Source organism: Jatrophihabitans telluris (assembly GCF_023516435.1).
Taxonomy (GTDB): Bacteria; Actinomycetota; Actinomycetes; order Mycobacteriales; family Jatrophihabitantaceae; genus Jatrophihabitans_A; species Jatrophihabitans_A telluris.
Window position 1 is genome coordinate 2,523,264 of sequence record NZ_CP097332.1, and the last position, 18,903, is coordinate 2,542,166.

The 18,903-nt window shown below is 67.6% G+C and carries 16 protein-coding genes; 1 reads left to right on the forward strand and 15 read right to left on the reverse strand.

The genetic code is table 11. From position 1 onward, the window contains the following. Positions 1-34: 34 nt before the first annotated feature. The 15 genes from M6D93_RS11790 to M6D93_RS11860 all read right to left on the reverse strand — a co-directional run bounded on the left by M6D93_RS11790 (position 35) and on the right by M6D93_RS11860 (position 17,568). Positions 35-862 carry a methyltransferase domain-containing protein gene (locus M6D93_RS11790; protein ID WP_249769410.1) on the reverse strand — a complete coding sequence of 276 codons (828 nt, stop codon included), beginning with the start codon at positions 860-862 and terminating at the stop codon, positions 35-37. A gap of 246 nt (positions 863-1,108) precedes the next feature. Further along, positions 1,109-1,519, reverse strand: a complete 411-nt coding sequence (gene arr, locus M6D93_RS11795) for an NAD(+)--rifampin ADP-ribosyltransferase (protein ID WP_249769411.1) — start codon at positions 1,517-1,519, stop codon at positions 1,109-1,111. Positions 1,520-1,603: 84 nt separating this feature from the next. Next, positions 1,604-2,836 (reverse strand): metabolite traffic protein EboE, encoded by a 1,233-nt coding sequence (eboE, locus tag M6D93_RS11800; RefSeq protein ID WP_249769412.1) that lies wholly within the window; start codon positions 2,834-2,836, stop codon positions 1,604-1,606. 63 nt (positions 2,837-2,899) lie between these two features. Beyond that, positions 2,900-4,165 (reverse strand): 2-oxo acid dehydrogenase subunit E2, encoded by a 1,266-nt coding sequence (locus M6D93_RS11805; RefSeq protein ID WP_249769413.1) that lies wholly within the window; start codon positions 4,163-4,165, stop codon positions 2,900-2,902. Next, a complete protein-coding gene (locus tag M6D93_RS11810) occupies positions 4,162-5,139 on the reverse strand; it encodes an alpha-ketoacid dehydrogenase subunit beta (protein WP_283818575.1) in 978 nt (325 codons plus the stop codon). Before M6D93_RS11810 ends, M6D93_RS11805 begins: the two co-directional genes overlap by 4 nt. Then, positions 5,127-6,191 carry a thiamine pyrophosphate-dependent dehydrogenase E1 component subunit alpha gene (locus tag M6D93_RS11815; RefSeq protein ID WP_249769414.1) on the reverse strand — a complete coding sequence of 355 codons (1,065 nt, stop codon included), beginning with the start codon at positions 6,189-6,191 and terminating at the stop codon, positions 5,127-5,129. The genes M6D93_RS11810 and M6D93_RS11815 overlap by 13 nt, the downstream gene beginning before the upstream one ends. Continuing rightward, a complete protein-coding gene (locus M6D93_RS11820; protein WP_249769415.1) occupies positions 6,188-7,534 on the reverse strand; it encodes a M24 family metallopeptidase in 1,347 nt (448 codons plus the stop codon). The genes M6D93_RS11815 and M6D93_RS11820 overlap by 4 nt, the downstream gene beginning before the upstream one ends. A gap of 75 nt (positions 7,535-7,609) precedes the next feature. Beyond that, positions 7,610-8,146, reverse strand: a complete 537-nt coding sequence (locus M6D93_RS11825; protein WP_249769416.1) for a VOC family protein — start codon at positions 8,144-8,146, stop codon at positions 7,610-7,612. A 14-nt stretch (positions 8,147-8,160) separates the two neighbouring features. After that, positions 8,161-9,231 (reverse strand): 2,3-butanediol dehydrogenase, encoded by a 1,071-nt coding sequence (locus tag M6D93_RS11830; RefSeq protein ID WP_249769418.1) that lies wholly within the window; start codon positions 9,229-9,231, stop codon positions 8,161-8,163. A 28-nt stretch (positions 9,232-9,259) separates the two neighbouring features. Continuing rightward, on the reverse strand, positions 9,260-11,761 hold the full coding sequence (locus M6D93_RS11835; RefSeq protein WP_249769419.1) for an ATP-binding cassette domain-containing protein: 2,502 nt from the start codon (positions 11,759-11,761) through the stop codon (positions 9,260-9,262). A 116-nt stretch (positions 11,762-11,877) separates the two neighbouring features. Next, positions 11,878-12,987 carry a substrate-binding domain-containing protein gene (locus M6D93_RS11840; protein ID WP_249769420.1) on the reverse strand — a complete coding sequence of 370 codons (1,110 nt, stop codon included), beginning with the start codon at positions 12,985-12,987 and terminating at the stop codon, positions 11,878-11,880. Between the two features lie 161 nt (positions 12,988-13,148). Next, on the reverse strand, positions 13,149-14,177 hold the full coding sequence (locus M6D93_RS11845; RefSeq protein ID WP_249769421.1) for an ABC transporter permease: 1,029 nt from the start codon (positions 14,175-14,177) through the stop codon (positions 13,149-13,151). Positions 14,178-14,629: 452 nt separating this feature from the next. Continuing rightward, complete coding sequence (locus M6D93_RS11850; protein ID WP_249769422.1) at positions 14,630-15,682, reverse strand: zinc-dependent alcohol dehydrogenase; 1,053 nt, start codon at positions 15,680-15,682, stop codon at positions 14,630-14,632. A gap of 65 nt (positions 15,683-15,747) precedes the next feature. Beyond that, the gene (locus M6D93_RS11855) at positions 15,748-16,728 is read right to left on the reverse strand and encodes a zinc-dependent alcohol dehydrogenase (protein ID WP_249769423.1); all 981 of its coding nucleotides are present in this window, start codon (positions 16,726-16,728) and stop codon (positions 15,748-15,750) included. Between the two features lie 126 nt (positions 16,729-16,854). Further along, positions 16,855-17,568 carry a helix-turn-helix domain-containing protein gene (locus tag M6D93_RS11860; RefSeq protein ID WP_249769424.1) on the reverse strand — a complete coding sequence of 238 codons (714 nt, stop codon included), beginning with the start codon at positions 17,566-17,568 and terminating at the stop codon, positions 16,855-16,857. Between the two features lie 253 nt (positions 17,569-17,821). On the opposite strand from M6D93_RS11860, the gene M6D93_RS11865 reads away from it, so the two are divergent. Beyond that, positions 17,822-18,892, forward strand: a complete 1,071-nt coding sequence (locus M6D93_RS11865) for an SDR family oxidoreductase (RefSeq protein WP_249769425.1) — start codon at positions 17,822-17,824, stop codon at positions 18,890-18,892. Positions 18,893-18,903: the final 11 nt, after the last annotated feature.

The window sequence follows — 18,903 nt, forward strand, 5'->3', positions numbered from 1 at the left end:
AGGCGCACGTTCGAAGCCCGGGACCACCTCGTCGTCAACGGCCGCGAGGTTGGTATGCCCAGGCGCCGATTTCCAGATGTGCCGTCAGGACCGTGCCGTTGGCGAGAACCTCGGCCTGCATGCGGTCGACCAACGTGTCGGGGTCGAGTTCGTCGATCTGAGCAATTCCGTGCTCGGCCATCGCGGGCGCAAGGGTCCTGGCAATGTTGGCGATCAGCGCGAGGTTGTCTCGCGCATGTTCCGCGGCGGCGATCAGCGACTCGAGCCTCAGTACCGGTTCGGGTAGGCCAGCCGAGGTGAATGCCGCCGCGAGTCCGAGTCCCATGTGGGCGCTCGCGCCCGAACCTTCCACAGCCGCCACGCACCAACGGCAGACGCGGTCGTACAACGGCGCCGACGGCACGGACCGGACACCGGACCAATCCAGCTCGTGGAACACGATCGGCGCACCCGGTTTCGCGTGAGACGCAAGCGCGGCAAGCATCGCCGCCGGGTCGGGCTGGAACTGCAACACGTAGCGGCCCACCACCGCATCGAAGGGCTCATCGAAGCTCACCTCGGCGGCGCCGCCGACGACGAACGCCACATTGGACAAGCCCCGTCCCGCCACCTTGGCCCGAGCGGCTGCCACCCCGACCACGGACCGATCGACGCCCACGACCTGGCCGTGCTCACCGACCAAATCGGCCAGTAGCACAGCAACATCCCCGGCACCGCTGCCGACATCGAGTACCCGCATCCCCGGACCCACACCGGCCTCGATCGCAAAGCGGCGGGTGATGGGGTCCTTCATCCGGGCCTGGGTCTCGAGCCGACGCAACTCGGCCTCGGAATGACCGAGCACATACCCTTCATCAGTCATCGACGAAGTATCACACTCGATGTCACGCTTGTGGCGGGCCAACGCGTAGCTGTGGATGTGGTGCCGGCTGGGTTCGTCCTTGTCGAACCTGAACCCTTCGCCGATTCCGCCGAACCACGGGAATCAGGTCCGGTGCACGTTGACCAGCCGTTGGACCTGGCCGCCCCGTGGCCCGCGTCTGATCATGGCGCGGGCTACAGCGCGGGGAACCTGCTCCTCGCGCGTCGAGCTGAGCAGATGCGCCGGTCAGTTGATGATTTCCCCGCGTTCAACGTGAAGAATTGTCGCCAGCCGCTCGCGCCAGGCCTGTAGCTGCGCGGGGCTCAGCCGTTTCCAGTCGGTCACTTCGTCGACGATCCTGAGCGGCTCTTTGCTGCGGTAGGACCGGGTGGGATTGCCGGGGAACTTCTTGTCGGTCACGTTGGGATCGTTCTCGAAGAACCCGGTGGGTTCAACAACGTAAACGCGAGGAGCACCGTCACCGGCTGCGAGTTCTGCGGCCAGCCCCGCACCGTCGCGCAGGGCGGTGAAATAGATGTGGTTCATCACCACTTCCGGTCGGTAGTTCGAACGGAACCCGGCGGTGAGTAGCGCGCCCGGCCCGAGGTCGGCCTTTGTGCCGTGAAAGAAGGGACCCTCGTCCAACACCTCGCTCATGGCGACAGCCTACGAGGTGACTCGATTCGGAACGACCGCGAGGACGGCGGGTGCGGAAACCGCCGCCCTCTCGGTCGATGCCGCTTATTCGACGGAGGCTGCCAGCGCCGCGGTGGCGCTGCGCAGCTGCTCCTGAAACCACTCGAGTTCACGCGACACGTAGTCGGTGACGTCGCCGGACTTCAGGTGTGCGGGCAGCACATCCCACGTGTACGTCTCGATCTCCAGATGATCCGAAAGCGGCGTGTCCGCATGCACTTCGAGGGCACGCTCGATCCCGTCGCGGGTGGTGCCGAACTCACCTAGATCATCGAGAAAGACCGGCACGTGGAAGTGAGTGCGCCATTCGCGAACACCGCCGGGCTGGGCCTTCCAACGATCGATTGCCTCGGTGAGGGTGAGCATTCGGGTCAACTGCCCGTCCCTGGACTCGGTGGTCTGGCTCAGGTAGATGGTGTCGGTGAACGAGCCCAGAGCAGCGACCACGTCAGCGGTGACCATCGGCACACGCAGCGCAGCAGCCGCTTGAAGCTTGAAGATGGGCACCCCGGCATCGCGCAGCTGTCGCAACGCTGCGGCTATGTCCTCGAATTCAACGGACTGGTGGCATACGTCGAAAACCACGCCGAGGTGCCGGCGCACCAGCCCCACGACCTCACTGACAGGCAAGCCCGTCAGGTCACAAAGCACGCGGGCGCCCGACGCCGACCAGATTCGTTCGCGGAAATATGCGATCGTCTCCTCGGTGGTCTCGAGGTAGCAGGCGGGCTCGGGTTCCAGGGCCAGCTTCACCCGCCGCCCGGTCGTGCGCTCGACCTCGATCAGGTGCGCTACGACCCTCAACACGTTGCGGGTCAGCACTTCGACGTCAGCCTCGCAGGTGACCTTGGCGCGAAAGGCCAGGGGCGCCGTCTGGATCGACGGCGCCACCGACGACGGGGTGATCTCGGCGAGGATGTCCGCGACCTGGCAGGTGTAGCGAACCCTGTCCTCGGTGGCCCAGTCCGGTTCGTAGACGTCCTCCATCACCCTGCGCCCCTTGAACGGGCCGTGCGGAAAGGCGTTGACCGTGAACACGTACATGTCGTGCTCGCTCAACCAGGACGCCAACCGCCGTCGCTCGGCGGGATCGTCGGTCAAGGTCTGGGCCGATGCCCCCGAAATCCGCAGCGACACACCATAGGTCTCGTCCGGGCTCACGCGGGCCTTCACAGCCGGGGCGTAGGTCTCCAGGCTCTCGCGCATCTCGGCCCAGGTATCGCCGGGATGCACGAGAGTGGAATAGGCGAGATGGCCGTGGCGGTCACCGAGAAACATGATGTCTCCAGATCAGAGGGCAGGACGGCGTGATTCACACAAGGCCGGAACCGCAGCGCGATTTCAGCTGAGTTCAGGTTCGAACTGCCCGGCCTCGAGCCGGTTCTTCACCGAGACGAGGTAGCGGGCCGCGTCGGCTCCGTCGACGAGACGGTGGTCGTAGGTCAACGCCAGGTAGGCCATCGATCGGATGGCGATCACCCTTTGACCATCGGGCTGGCGGGCAACGGCGGGACGCTCGACGACCGCCCCGATTCCCAGAATGCCAACCTGCCCCGGAACGAGAATGGGGGTGTCGAACAGCGCACCCCTGCTTCCGGTGTTTGTGATCGTGAAGGTGCCTCCGGCCAGATCATCCGGCGTGATCGCGCCCGCGCGGGTGCGGTTCGCGACGTCCTCGATGCGGCGGCTGAGACCGAGCAGGCTCAGATCGCCGGCGTCGCGAAGCACCGGCACCATGAGACCCCGATCAGTGTCGACCGCGATTCCGAGGTGCTGGGCGGTGTGTCGGACCACCGAGCGGCCGTCCGCCCCGATCGAGGAGTTCAGCACCGGCATCGCTCGCAGGCCCTCCAGGGCGGCCTTGGCGAAGAACGCGGTCAGGGTCAGCCGCACGCCGAGTCGGTCGTGCAGGGGTCCGCGGGCCGCACTGCGCAAGGCCACCACGCGGGTCACATCGACCTCCACCACTGTGGTCAGCTGGGCGGTGGTGTGCAGCGACTGCATCATCCGGTCGGCGATCACCGTCCGCAGGCTCGTCATCGGGACGGCGGGACCGGCCACCGGTGACCCGGCAGCAATCGACGCCGTGGGCGCGCTCGGCACGGCTGGTGCACTGGAGGCCGCCGGCAGGACTGGTGTACTGGAGGCCGCCGGCACGGCTGGCGCACTGGAGGCCGCCGGCCGGACCGAGGCCTCGGCTGGGACGACCGCCTGCCGGGCGGCGAGTGCCACATCCTCGCGGGTGAGGCGTCCACCCGAACCGCTGCCGGTCAGGCTGTCCAAACCGAGACCGGCCTCGGCCGCGAGCCGGCGGATCAGCGGTGAGTGGGTGTGCCGACGATGCGCCGGGCGCCCCGCACCGGCAGCGGGCTCGGAGTCGATGATCGCCAGGACGGTACCGACCGCGACGGTGGCGTCCACGTCGATGATGATCTCCCGCAGGCGACCCGAACCGGGAGCGGGCACCTCGGTGTCGACCTTGTCCGTCGAGATCTCGAGCAACGGCTCCTGATCGGTGATCACGTCACCGACCTGTCGCAGCCACCGCGTGATCGTGCCCTCCGCGACCGTCTCCCCCAGCTGAGGCATCGTGACCTCGATGTTCACGACTGCAGCGCCTTTTCCACGGCGGTGGCGACGACGTCGGCCGACGGCAGCACCAGGTCCTCCAAGGAGTCCGCGGACGGCAGCGGGATGTGTGGCGTGGTGATCCGCTGGATGGGGCCATCGAGGTCCCAGAAGCACTCCTCGGCCGCGATCGAGGCGATCTCGGCGCCCCAGCCGAGCAGCCGGGGGTTCTCCTCCACGGTGAACAATCTGCCGGTCTTGGCGAGCGAACCGAGAATCGTGCGGGTGTCCAGGGGAACCAGCGAGCGGACGTCGATCACCTCCGCCTGGATTCCCCGCTCGGCCAGCTGGCCGGCCGCGTCCAGGGCACGACCGACAGTCAGCCCTAGCGACAGGATGGTGGCATCGGTGCCCGCGCGGCGGACCACGGCCGTACCGAGCTCGTCGATGATCTCGCCGTCAGGAACCTCTCCCTTCATGGAGTACAGACCCTTGTGCTCGAAGAACAGCACCGGGTCATCGCTGCGCACGGCAGCCGCCATCAGGCCGACCACGTCCCGCGGCGTCGACGGGGTGACGACCTTGAGTCCTGGGACCGCCATCGCCCAATTCTCGATCGCCTGGGAGTGCTGGGCACCGAACCGCAGGCCGCCACCGTTGCCGGTCTTGATGACCAGCGGGATCGTGATCTGGCCGTTGGTCATGTATCGGGTCTTGGCGATCTCGTTGACGACGATGTCCCAGCAGACCGCGAAGAAGTCCGAGAACATGATTTCGGCGACCGGGCGCAGACCGGTCATCGCCGCTCCCATGGCAGCCCCCAGGATCGCCTGCTCGGAAATCGGGGTGTCGATCACGCGCTTGGGCCCGAACTCATCCAGCAGCCCCACGGTGGTCTTGAACACCCCACCCGCGCCGGCGACGTCCTCGCCGATCATCACCACGCGCTCGTCTCGCCGCATCTCCTGGGCGATGCCCCGCGCTACAGCGTCGCGATAGGTCAGTTCCGCCACGACGATCCTCCGTCAGCCCACAGGTCGGTAAATGCGCTGGCCGGGTCGGGCAGATCTCCGGCGATCGCTTCCTGGGTTGCGAGGTCGACGGCGGCGGCGACCTCCTTGTCGATCACGTCGAGGTCGGCCTCGTCCACGCCCAGGCGGAGCAACCGGCCCCGGTACACCGGGATCGGGTCGTACTGCTTCCACGCCTCGACCTCCGCCGACGGCCGGTACTTGCCTGGATCGGCGCGGGAATGGCCGCCGTGCCGATAGGTGAGGGCCTCGACGAGCGACGGTCCCTCGCCCCGCCTAGCCCGCTCGATCGCCGCGGTCGCGGTGCCGTACACCTCGTCGGCGTCGTTGCCGTCGATGATCTGCGATTGCAGGCCGTAGGCGGCGGCCCGGTCGGCCGCCGGGTGGGCTACGGCGGTGATGTCGGCGATCGAGGTGTACTCCATGTAGAGGTTGTTCTCGCAGACGAATACGACGGGCAGCTTGTAGACGGCGGCGTAGTTGAGGGCCTCGTGGAAGGCACCGATGTTGGTGGTGCCGTCGCCGAAGAAGCAGACCGTCACCTGGCCCGAGCCCCGGTACTGCGCTGACCAGGCGGCACCGTTGGCGATCGTGAGATGCGCGCCGATGATGGCGTAGGAGCCCAGTACCCCGTGCTCGACGCTGGTCAGGTGCATCGAGCCACCCTTGCCCGCCATCAGCCCGTTGGACCGGCCCAGCAGCTCGGCCAGCACCGGCGTCATCGGCACGCCCCGGGCCAGCGTGTGGGCATGGCCCCGGTAGGTGGCAAACGTCAGGTCGTCGGCACGCATCGCCGCACCGAATCCGGCCGAGATCGCCTCCATGCCCAGCGACAGGTGACTCGTCCCCTTGACCAGTTGACGCATGAACAGGTCATAGGCACGTTTCTCGAACTGCCTCATCTCCTGCAGCGAGCGATAGAGATCCAACCGCTTCTGCAACGGGATCTCGTCATTGTCGTGACGGGTCTGGTCCGACGGTGGCAGCACGACCTGGTGCGTGCCGTAACCGTGCTCGGACAGCGGGAGCCTCACGCCTGCCCCCCGATCTCGCTCCGGGTGTTGAGGTGCGACTGGCTGTCACGCAGGGTCGGCAAGGTCCCACCCGCGGTGTAGTACCGCTTACCGGCCACGAGCAGTTCCTCCGCCGGGAACTTCGTGATGACTTCGCAGCCGGTCTCGGTGACCACCAACTCCTCTTCGATGCGGGCCGCTCCCCAGCCGTCGTCGGACGGCCAGTAGGTCTCGAGGGCGAAGACCTGGCCGACCTCCAGCGTCTCGGGGTTGTCCGGTGAGGTGAGGCGGCTGAAGATGGGACGCTCCCAGATGCTCAGGCCGATCCCGTGCCCGTACTGCAAGGCGAAGGCGGCCTCCTCGTCGGCGAAGCCGAACTCCTGGGCGCTCGGCCACACCTGCACGATGTCGGCCGTGCTGGCACCGGGTTTGACGAGCGAGATCGCGTTGTCCATCAACTCACGGCAGATCTTGTACGCCCCGCGCTGGGCGACCGAAGCACTGCCGACCGCGAACGTGCGGTAATAGCACGTGCGGTAGCCCTGATAGCTGTGCAGGATGTCGAAGAACGCGGGATCACCGGGCCTGATCAACCGGTCGGAGAAGACGTGCGGGTGCGGCGAGCAGCGCTCCCCCGAAATCGCGTTGACGCCCTCGACGTGCTCGGAGCCGAGATCGAACAGCTTCTTGCTGACCAGCCCGACACACTCGTTCTCGCGCACCCCTGGCCGGAGGAACTCATAGAGGTCCTCATAGGCCGCATCGACCATGCCTGCGGCCTGGGTGAGCAGCCCGATCTCGTCGGGCGTCTTGACGCGACGGGCTTCGAGGAACACCTGCTGACCGTCCACCACCGGGAACCCCAGAGCCTGGAGCGCGAACATGACCGGAGGCTCGACGATGTCGACACCGATCGGTTGACCGGTCAGCCCGAAGTCCGCCATCACCTGAGCCACTTTGGCGGCAACGTCCTCCGCACGGCCCGCGCCGGGTGAGATTGCCCCGCGCAGCGTGGAGATACCGGCCCGAGCACCGTAGTGCGGTCCCCGTCCGGCGGCATCGTGAGGTTCGTCGAGCCAGGGGTTCTGGAGCTGGTGATGGCGGGCCGCAGAGCCGAAGTCCCACAGCACCGGATCGCCGCCTCGGGGCAGGATCGCGAACCGGATCATCTTGTCCATCGCCCACGTGCCGATGTGAGTGGAGGTCATGTACCGGATGTTGTGGAAGTCGAACGTGAGAACGGCGCCGAGATCCGACCGTTCCAGCTCCGCCTTGAGCTTGGCCAACCGCTGCGTGCGCAGCCGATCGATGTCGAGCCGGTTCTCCCAGTCGACACCGGTCGTGCCGAACGTCGCCGAAACCATAGTCTGTCTCCTCTAGTACGAAAGGTGTGTCCCGTAAGGCCGGTTACCCTCGGCGCGCGGAATGAGCAGGTCGTCTCAGGTGGGGCGCGGCGCCAGCTCGGCCAGGGGCGGTCGGCTTCGGAGGTAGACCTCGGCGTTACGCAGGCGTTCCTCACGCAGGTAGTAGGCGACCTCGACCAGCTCCAGCGCGAGGCCGTCCGGGTCGCTGAAATAGACCCAGCGCCACCCGGCGAGCGGACCCGAATCCACGACGTTGATCTCGGAGTAGAACTCGACACCGCAGCTCTCGAGCTCGGCCTTCGTCGCTCGGACGTCGGCCACCCGAAAGCAGACGTGGGCGGCACCGAGGTTGTTGTTCGGCGGGGGCGCCGTACTGTCAGGCGGCCGATTGGAGTACTCGATGAGCTCCATGATGGTGTCCCCGGCCAGCAGGCTCACCTGGCGCAGCCTGGCCGCGGGCACGCCGACCCCCACCGAAAGCTCGGGACCGTCGAACCAGGGCGTCGGCTCGTTGGCGAAGGGCAGCCCGAGCAGATCGTGGTAGAAGTAGATCGACCGGTCCAGGTCGGTGACGACCAGCCCGACGTGATGGATCGCTTCGAGATCGATCATGGGGTCGCCGCCGCTCAGCCCGCACTCGTCGCTGAGACGAGCACCTTGAGTTGGTCGCCGCGGGGGTCGACGAGGACATCGAAGCCTTTGGTCACGACATCGCTCAGCCCGATCCGGGACGTGACCGCCTTGCCGACCGGGTACTTGCCGGCCGAGATCAGCCTGATGATGCGGGGCCAGTCGGTGATCAGATAGCACCAGCTGCCGATCAGGCTGACATCCTTCTCGGACAGGGCCATGCCGTCCAGCGTCGCCGGCTTGGTGTGCAACCCGGTCTGCACGATCCCCCCGCGCCGGCGCACGCTGGTGAGTGCGGTCGCCAGGCCGGGCGTGGAGCCGGAACATTCGGCGACGACGTCCACCCCGAGACCGCCGGTGAGTTCCGCGATCGCCTCCGCGAAGCCGTCCTGGGTCGGGTCGAGGACCGGTCCCACATCCAGCCCGCGGGCCAGCGCGGCGCGGGCCGGGTTCGGTTCGGCGATGACGACCGTCGCGGCCCCGATGGCATCGGCATACAACGCCGACAGCACCCCGATCGGGCCGGCGCCGGTGACGAGGACGATGTCGCCGCCGTGCACACCCACCCGATCTATCCCGTAGGCGGCGACGCTGGCCGGTTCGACGACGGCACCCTCGATGTCGCTGACCGAGTCGGGCAACGTCGAGACCTGGTAGTCCTTGAGCACGGCGTACTGGGCCAGGCCACCGGTCTCGGCGGACAGACCCGTGCAGGCGAACTTCACGCACAGATGGCCGAGCCCGCGGCGGCAGTAAGCGCACTTGCCGCACACGATCGCGGGCATGATCGCGACCCGGTCACCCACCCGGACGTCGGTCACGTCGGCCCCGATCTCCACCACCCGGGCGGAGAACTCGTGACCGAGGGTCTGCGGCAGCGTGACTCCGGTCAGCGGGTGGGGCGAGACCGGCGTGACGATCGGGCCGACCAGGTACTCGTGCAGATCGGTACCGCAGATTCCGCACCAGGCGACCTCCACCAGGACGTCGTCGGAGGCGTTGAGCTGCGGCGTTGCGACGTCCTCTATACGGATGTCCAACTTGTCGTAGAACCGTGCTGCGCGCACTGTCAGCTCCCTTTCGTCGAACTAGTGATCACGCCGTGGTGCGGCGGAAACCGCGCACCTGGCTGTAGATGACGGCCGCGACCACGATCAGTGCGCCCTGGAAGAAGTACTGCCACGTCTGGGTCAGGTTCAGGAACACCGTGGCGTTGAGGACCTGCACGATCAGCCCGGCGCCGAGCAGTGTGCCGATGAACGTCCCGCGGCCGCCCAGCAGGCTGGTGCCGCCGAGCACGACCGCGGTGATGCTGCTCAGGGTGTAACTGACACCCTGCGATGGGTCGCCGATGCCCAGCTGGGCCAGCAGGACCACCGCACCGAAGAAGACCATCACCGACGACCCGACATAGGCGGCTATGACGGTCGGATTGATCGCGACACCGACCTTGCGGGCCGAGTCCTCGTCACTGCCGACGGCCCGCAGCCGCAGACCGGAGCGGCGGAATCGCAGGATCCCTTCGAGCACGAGCGTGGCCGCTGCCATCACGACGAACGACAACGGGAAGGGTCCGACCTTGTGGGTGATGAGATTGGACACCGAACCGGCGATGTTGCCGCCCGGCGAGCTGCGCAACAGGAAACTCAATCCCTGCAGGGCGATGTACGTCGCGAGGGTCGCGGCCACCGGGGTGAACTTGGCGTATCTGATCAACGTGCCGTTCACGACCCCGTTGCCCACGCCGCAGGCCAGCATCAACGCCAGGCCGAGGACCATCACGATCCCCGATTTGCCGTCGGTGAGGAAGAAGGACCCGACCACGACCATGAAGCCGGCCAAGGGTCCCACCGACAGGTCGATACCCCCTACCAGAAGCACGATCGTCTGGCCGAGAGCGATGAAGCCTAGCGCCGCGCAGGAGGTCATGATGGACGTGACGTTGAACTGGCCCAGGTAGCGGGAGTTCTTGCTCAGCACGTACGCCCCGAGCAGCAACATCACCAGTGCGAGCACGAGCACCGGGGCGTAGTCACCGGTGAGGAACCGACGCACCCGTGAGGACGCGGTGGCCGAGGCCGGGGCGTTCGCGCCACGAGAGTGACCCGTGGCCCGCACGGCCGAGTGGATCAGCGCCTCCTCGGTGATGTCGTCCCCGGCACAGGTCTGCACCACCGATCCGCGCGACATCACGATCACGCGGTCACACAGGCCCTCCAGCTCCTTGGCGTCCGAGGACGCAACCACAACCGGCACGCCGTCGGCCGAGATCTGGCGCAGGATCCGGTAGATCTCGGCTCGTGCACCGACGTCCACACCCTGGGTGGGCTCGTCGGCGACCAGGATCGCGGGCTGGGACATCAATGCCCGGGCCAGCACGACCTTCTGTTGGTTGCCTCCGGACAGTGCGGAAACCAACGTCTCGGGCGACCCGGTCTTGACCGCGAGTGCAGACAGCTCGTGGGCGACCGCCTCGTTCTCCGGTGCCGAGCGCAACAGCGGGCCACGGGTGAAACGACCGAGCGCGGACAGCGCGGCGTTCTCCCGAACCGACATCGACATCATCAATCCCTCACGGTGCCGGTCGGCCGGCAGATAACCCGACCGACGGCGCAGCTTCTTGGCGCCGAAGGTCTCGCCGGCGATCTGCACGATGCCATCGGAGGGTTCGAGCCCGGCCAGGGCGCGCAGCAGGGCGCTCTGACCGTTGCCCACGATGCCTGAAACGCCGACGATCTCACCGCGCGAGGCGGTGAAGCTGACATCGTCGAAGCCCTGACCGGACAGTCCCTGCACGCTGAGCAGCTGCTCGGCCTGCGGGTCGCGCTCGGGCTTGGCCGGGAACGTGCTGGCGAGCTTGCGCCCGACGATGAGCGCAAGCAGCTCGTCGTCGGAGATGTCGGAAGTCAGAGAGCTGCCGCGCACCGAGCCGTCGCGCAGCACCGTGACCCGATCGGCGAGCTCGCGGACCTCGGCGAGACGGTGGGTGATGTAGACGACGGCGGTGCCGCGTGCGGCGGCGGCCCGTACGGCGTCGAACAGCAGGGCCACCGAGTCCTGTCCGAGCGGGGCGGTCGGCTCGTCGAGGATGAGCAGGGCAGGTCCGACGGCAAGGGCCTTGGCCAGTTCGAGCAGATGCTTCTGGGCGATGGTGAGTGAGCCGACCCGGTCCTCGAGGTGCCTGGTGAAGCCCACCGCCTCGAGCATGGTGCGCATCGCAGCCTCCGCGCCGCCGTCTGCGCTCAGGTACTGCGGAGCCACGGCGACCCGGATGTTCTCGGCCACCGTGAGGTCAGGCATCACGGCGGGGTGCTGGTGCACGATCGCGATCTTGAGCTCGGTCGCCTGCACCGGCGTCAGCCGCGGATAGGTCTGGCCACCGACCGTGATCGTGCCGGTGTCGGGTGCGACGGCACCCGAGGCGACACCCATCAGCGTCGACTTGCCGGCCCCGTTCTCGCCGAGAAGCGCGTGCACCTCGCCGCCGCGGATCTCCAGGTCGACACCGGTCAGGGCCGCCACGCCGTCGTAGTTCTTGCCGATGCCGGCGAGCGACATCGTGGTCGAGGCCGGAGCGATCATGGTCTGCTCATTCATGTGTTCGTCCTTCGTTCCGCACGCCGGGGACGGTGTTGCGGACTCGGTCCCCGGCACCGGCCGGAGCAGTTTCGAGCTGCTCCGGCCGGGCAGCCGGTGGAGGCGATCCGCGGGTCCTACTTGTTGAACAGCGCAGCCTGGTCGGCGCCGGGCAGTTCTGCCGAGAGGTAGACGTCACCAGGCAGCTTCGAGTCGCAGGTCACCGGGTGCGGCTGGCCGCTGATGGAGTCCTCGAAGACCGGCGCCTCGAACTGGGTGTTCGTCGGCGGCGTGCCTCCGGTGGCCTTCGCGATCGCCCACTGGACCGCCAGACGTGCGTTGTCGTTACCGGTCGCGACCGTGAGCAGCTTGAAGTCCGGGTTCTTGGCCTTGTGGGCCTGCCAGAAGCACGACAACGCGTTTCCGTCCGAGGTCACGAGCGCCGGGATCGAGCGACCGCTCTTCTCGAAGGCCGGCAGCGCACCGACCAGCGACGGGCCGAAGTCGGACACGATCACGTCGATCTTGGAGTACTTGGCGATCGCCGCGGTGAGCACCTGCTGGCTGAGCGAGGGATCCCAGTTGGTTACCTCGAAAGGGCTGGCGCCGATGAACTTGTACTTGCCGCTGGGGTCGAGCACGGAGTGCATGGCCTTGCCCTCGGTGACGCCCTGGCTGTTGCCGGCCGGACCGGACACGAACAGGACGTTGCCACCGTTGGGCAGGTTCTTCAGAATCCAGTTCGCCCAGTTCTTGCCGTCGTTGGCGAAGTCGGCGCCGATCCACTGGGTGTAGTCGGTACCGGCCTTACCGCCCGGGTCGACCCGGTACGGCACCGTAACGACGCCGGCCTGGTAAGCGCTGCGTAGCGCGGGCAGTACCGCGTTACCCGCATCCGGGAACACGACGAGCGCGTTGACACCCTTGGCGACCATGCCCTGGATGTCGGAGATCGCCTTCTGGACGTTGCCCTGACCATCGGCATAGCTGAAGCTGGTCACGCTCTTGCACTTGGCGACCTCGGTCTTGGCCGAGGCCGTGGTGACCAGACGCCAGCTGTTGCCGCCGAAGCCGTCGGTCAGCCCAAGGCTGATCTTCTTGTTGCCGCACCACGAGGGGCCGCCGGAGCTTGCCCCGCCCGAACCGGCGGACGTGGCCGATCCGCCCGAACTGCTGCACGCGGTGGCCAGCAGGGTCACCGCGCTTACAGCAGCCGCAACACGAATCGCGGTCGAGATCTTGGACATGGACACGCTTCCTTTCCTCGGAGTCGAACTCTCGGGGCACGGAGGGATCGCCGGACGAAGTCGTACGGCGGTGGAGCGAAGGTGAAACATCGCGCGTGGGTGGGTACCGATTGCGCACGGACGTCGGGTGGACGTCCAAGGGTGGACAGGACTTGTGGTGCCTAGGGATGTGCTGAGCCGACGAGCGTTCGGGGTGGCACGGCCTGCCGTCTTCGGCGCAGTCGCGACCAGTTCACGGTGTAGAGCGCGACTCCGACGGTGAGTGCGGCGGCCTGGACGAGGGTCTGGACGGCGAACGTGACGCCGAGCGCCAGAACGTACTGCTGCAGCTGGGTGAGGAACAGGGCGGCCAGAGCGCTGGCCACGAGGTTGCCACGCCCACCCAGCAGCGAGGTGCCACCGAGCACGACCGCAGCCACGGAGGCAAGCACGTAGCTGTCACCCTCGTACGCGGTCGGCTTGTTGATGACGCCCGCGAGCAGAAAGCCGGCCAGCCAGTAGAGCACCGCGGCCCAGACGTAGGCGCCGGCTCGGAACCGCTCGATCTTGAGCCCCGTCGCCCAGGCCGCCCACGCGTTGGCGCCGACGGCTTCGAAGCGGCGACCGGCCACGGTGCGCTTCACCGCGACGGTCGTGACGATCGTGGCGAGGACGGCGAAGTACACGGCGTTCGGGATTCCGAAGCTGGTGCCCCCCGTGATGCGAGCCAGCAGATCCGTCGTCTGGCGCGGAGTGCCACCGGACACGCCCAGGACACCCGCGTACAGCAGGGCATTCGTACCGAGAGTGGCGACGATCGCGTTGAGGCCGAAGCGTCCGATGAGCACGCCGTTGATCAATCCGGCGACGATCGCGGCGGCCAGCGCCACCAGGGCGGCGGGCAGCACCTTGGCGTTGTCGCCGTAGGCCTGGTGGGTGATGATCACGACGACGAGAGAGATGGTGCCGGCGACGGAGAGGTCGATACCGCCTTGCATGACGACGAGCGTCTGGCCCAGCGCGGCGACCGCGAGCACCGCCGCGAACGGCAGCATACCGAGGATTGCCCCGTGTCTCATGCTGCTGTGGGCCGTGGTCAGGCCCAGCACGACGAGGACTACGAGCGCGAGCAGGACGGTGGACAGTCCCCGCGATGGCGTGACGCGGAGGCGACGACGGGCCTGAGGCCGTTGCGCCACATGTGCGGTCATGCGATCTCCTCGGTCCGTGCTGGCCGGTCACGTTCTCCGCGACCCGCTGAGGTGTTGCGTGGGACTATACGAATGCCTGGGGGTGTTCACAATAGGTTGACGCCCTCGAAATCACGCCGACGCCGATTCGTGATGTCGGTGACGGCGACATGAGGCCACGAACCGCGGGATGCGTGAGCGGCGCACCGGGATCGACGCCGCTGCCCGACACACTCAAGGATCGGTAAACCCCGCTCCCGTAGCGGTAATCTCGGCTGCCGGCTGCCGGCTGCCGGCTGCCGCACCACCTGAGCGCGCTGGTCGCCAGATCGCGCAAGGGTCGCGGCAGGTCGCGGCAGGTCGCGGCAGGTCGCGGCAGTTCGTGGCTAGTCGCGGCTGGTCGGGCCCGATCGTTGGGAAGCCCATGGGCGACGAGCACATCACTGTGCAGCAGCACCGCACGCGCCAGCGCCTCACGCATGGTGCGGGCTGACAAGCACCTTGCCACCCAGCGTCCCTGCGGCCAGCGGCTCCAGCGCATCGGTGACGACGCTCTCCAAAGGTACGACCCGGTCGACGAGCAGTTGCGAGAGCGGGCGAGTTGCGAGCAGGTCGAGGGCACGCCCGAGGTCGGCATCGCAGACGTGGGCTACCGTCGTACGCACCGTGATCTCGCGCAACACCAGATCTGCCAGCGCCAGTGCCTGCGGGGTCTTGGTCAACCCGACGAGCAGAACCGTGCCCCCCATCGTCGTCAGCTGCACGGCCCGTTGAGCCGCTCCGGGAACCCCGGAGCTTTCGATCACCACGTCGGCGCCCCGCGGCAGCAGTTCGGCCAGTCCGGCCAAGGGATCGTCCACGGTAACCAGGCACGTCTCGGTCGCGCCGAGCTTGCCCGCGTTCTCCAACCGTGCCGCATCGACATCGACGGCGATGACCCGGCCGTCGTGGCCGGCCAGGCCCGCGAGGATGAACGAGCCGATCGCGCCGGCGCCGATCAGCACCACCGTGTCGCCGGCCTCCAGCCCCGCCCGCGAGACCGCATGCAGGCCCACCGCCAAGGGTTGCGCCAGCGCGGCCTCGATGTCCGGGCAGCCCGGGGGGATCTCGCGCAGGGTGGATACCGGGACCGCGACGAACTCCGCGAGCGCCCCGTCGGTGGACAGGCCCAGGGTGTAGTACCGCTCGCAGAGATTCGTCCGGCCGCGCAAGCACGCTCGGCACCGTCCGCACGACACCCCGGCGCCGCTGGCCACCCGCCGGCCCATCCAGTCCTGGGCGCCCTCGCCGGTCCCGACGACCTCGCCGATGAACTCGTGTCCGAGAATCGTGGGCCCGAGGTGACCCGAGCCGGGATGTCTCGTGGTCAGCGGCACCATCATCGGGCCTTTGGTGTATTCGGTGACGTCGGTACCGCACAAGCCGTTGAGCGTGACCCGGACCAGAGCCTGGCCGGCACCGGCAACGGGCACCGCACGGTCCTCGATCCGCAGGTCACCGGGTGAATGCAGGACGGCTGCGAGCATGGCTGTCTCCAGAGTCGTGGGTCCGGGGTTGGTGAACTGCGCCGCGTGCAGGCGGCGGCACTGCCTCAGAGCGTGGCGGTCGAGGTGATGTGAACCTTGAGCTGGTTCGGGTCGTCCAGCACTGCTGTCACGGCGTCCTCGGCACGGGCGAGCGGGTAGGCGGCGGTCACCAGCGCAGACAGGTCGATCCCGCTTCGTGACAGAAAGCGCAACGTCTGGGGCCAGACACCGGGCGATCCGATGATGCCGCGGGCCTGAAGCTCCTTGGACTGCAAGAGCCCGAGCCGTGCGGGGGCCTGCGAGCCCACGTCGATGCCCACATAGACCAGCCGCGCCTGGAAGGCCGCGATCTCCAGGGCGGTCGCCATCGCCGTGGGACGCCCGCTGGCCTCGAACACCACCGAGGCCCCGCGGCCCTCGGTGAGATCCTCGATCTGCTGGACGAAGGTATCCGCGGTGGGGTCGACCGCGTGGTCGGCGCCGAGAGCGAGTGCCACTTCGGTACGCGCCTTGGCCGGGTCGGCCACGATCACCCGGGCACCTTTACGCGAGGCAGCGGCCACGATCCCGAGGCCGATGGGTCCCGAGCCGAGGACGACGACGGTGTCACTGGCGTCGAGGTTGTCCGCCCGAACTGTGGCGTAGTAGCCACAGCTGAACGGCTCGACCAGGGCGCCCTGGGTCCAGGACAGATTGTCGGGCAGGCGGTGCAGCCAGCTTTGCTTGGCGACGAAGAACTCCGCGGCCGCGCCACTGATGCTGAAGCCGAAGTGCTCGGTGCCGATCACGCATTCGCCGACGACTCGGTCACCGACACCGAGGCCGCTGACCGCCGAGCCGACCCGGACGACCTCGGCGGCCCACTCGTGTCCGGGGATGACGGGGAACTCGAACGGGATGATGTAGCGGCCGTGCAGGAGTTCGATGTCACTGTGGCAGATGCCGACGCTGCGGCTGGCCAGCAGCACCTCGTCCTCGCTGATTGCCGGAATGTCGAGCTCGGTGACCGCGGCGCGGTCGTCGCCGACGAACTGCAGTGCCTTCATGACGCTCCCGGGTCCTGGGGTGGCGCGCCGTACCTACCGCGTGGCGTCAGCGGGAGCGCGTGTTCAGAGATACTGAACGCATCGCGCGTCTCCTGTCAAGGATCTACCGACTCGAACCGTGGATTCTCAGACGTTGCCGTGCCGCACGCACCACACGCCGCGCGCGACCTTGCCGGTGCGGTTTGCGAGCAGGTGCGGGATGGCCGAGTCGAACCCGATCGCGTCGCCGGCGCGCACCGTCGTCACGTCGAACCCGACCGTGATCTCGAGTTCACCCTCGAGCAGGTAGCCGAACTCGGAGCCGGCGTGCTGGAGCATCCGCTGGCCGGTGGTGGAGCTGGAGTGCGGAGGGTAGACGATCTCGATGAAATCCAGGCCGGTGCCGGAGTTGTCCACCAGCCGTTCCCAGATCACCCCGCTGTCCATTTCGAGAACATGGCGCTCCCCCGGCCGCGTGACCGACAGCTTCGCCAGTGCGGCCTGCTTGGGCCAGGCGTCGGCGATGGAGCCCATACCGGAACGGTTCACCCGTGCACCAGCGGGCTCCTCCGGCACGCGCCGACTGGCGACAGTGCCGTGCCGGGCGGCAGTCGGCGGCTCGGGCGTCTCCTCCTCGGCGAACAGCTCGTCGATGGAGACCTCGAGCAGCTGAGCCAGCGAATAGAGGGTCGCCACGGACGGCTGCGACTTGCCGTTCTCCAGCTGCGAGACGAAGGACGGTGAGACGCCGAGCTGGCGGGCGAGTTCGCGCAGTGACATCCCGGATCGTTCCCGGGCGTGCTTGAGCCGGATCCCGAGCGAGACCACGGGTTCGGCGGGTGTTGCCCTGTTCTCAGTCACCGGTCTCCTCGCGCCCGCAGTGATGCGACGAGTGGCACTGTAGTCCCTGGGCGTGTCCGCGACCGGCGGGTCGGCCATCACGAGCTGCCCGGACGTCCGGGGCATTGCTGAGCCATGTCTACCTCCACCGCACTGTCGCGGCCGCTCCGCGTTCTCAGAACGTAAAGCATCACTTGACGGTCCGTCCAGTAACAGGCACCATTTCTGCGACCCGCCCTGCATCGCCCGATCACTGCATCATCGAGGAGCCACCATGGATCGCACCGCACTGGTCGTCGGCGTCACCGGTATCGCGGGGTACAACATCGCCCAGGCGTTACTGGCCGACGGCTGGCGGGTGGTGGGTTTGTCGCGCAGCGCGCGCTACACGATCCCCGGCGTGGAGCATGTCTATGCCGACGTGATGGACACCGATTCGGTCGCGGCCGCCGTGACCGGCAAGGGCGTCACGCATCTCTTCTTCGCCACCTGGTCGCGCCAGGAGACCGAGGCCGAGAACTGCGCGGTGAACGGAGCGATGCTCTCCAACACGCTGACTGCCGTCGGCGACACGTCCACCTTGCAGCACGCAGTCCTCGTCACCGGCCTCAAGCACTACCTCGGGCCCTTCGAGTCTTACGGGAAGGCGCCGGCCGACACGCCCTTCCGGGAGTCGCAGGACCGGCTGCGATTCCAGAACTTCTACTACGAGCAGGAGGACATCCTCTTCGCGGCGGCGGAAAAGGGGGGCTACACCTGGTCGGTGCATCGACCGCACACGATGATCGGCTTCGCGCTGGGGAACGTGATGAACATGGGCGTGACGCTGGCCGTGTACGGGGCGATCTGCCGCGCCACCGACGAGCCCTTCGTGTTTCCCGGGAGCACCGAGCAGTACAACGGCATTACCGATCTCACCGATGCCCGCCTTCTCGGACGGCATGCGGTGTGGTCGGCGACGGAGCCGAGCGCACGCAACCAGGCCTTCAACACCACCAACGGTGACGTCTTCCGCTGGCGTCAGCTCTGGCAGCGGGTCGCTGCTGGGCTCGGAGTGCAGGTCGGTGAGTATCCCGGGCACCCGACTCCCTTGGAGCAGCGACTCGCCCACGCCGACGAGGTATGGGCACGGCTGGTCGAACAATATGACCTCCAGCCCTACCGTGCCTCGGATCTGGCGTCCTGGTGGCACACCGACGCCGACCTGGGTCGGGAGATGGAAACCTTTGCCGACATGTCCAAGAGCCGGTCGATGGGGTTCCTGGACTACCAGGACTCCGAGCACTCCTTCTTGGATCTGTTCGCCACCCTGCGGGAGCACCGCATCATCCCGCCGCTGGACTGATCCCTCCGAGT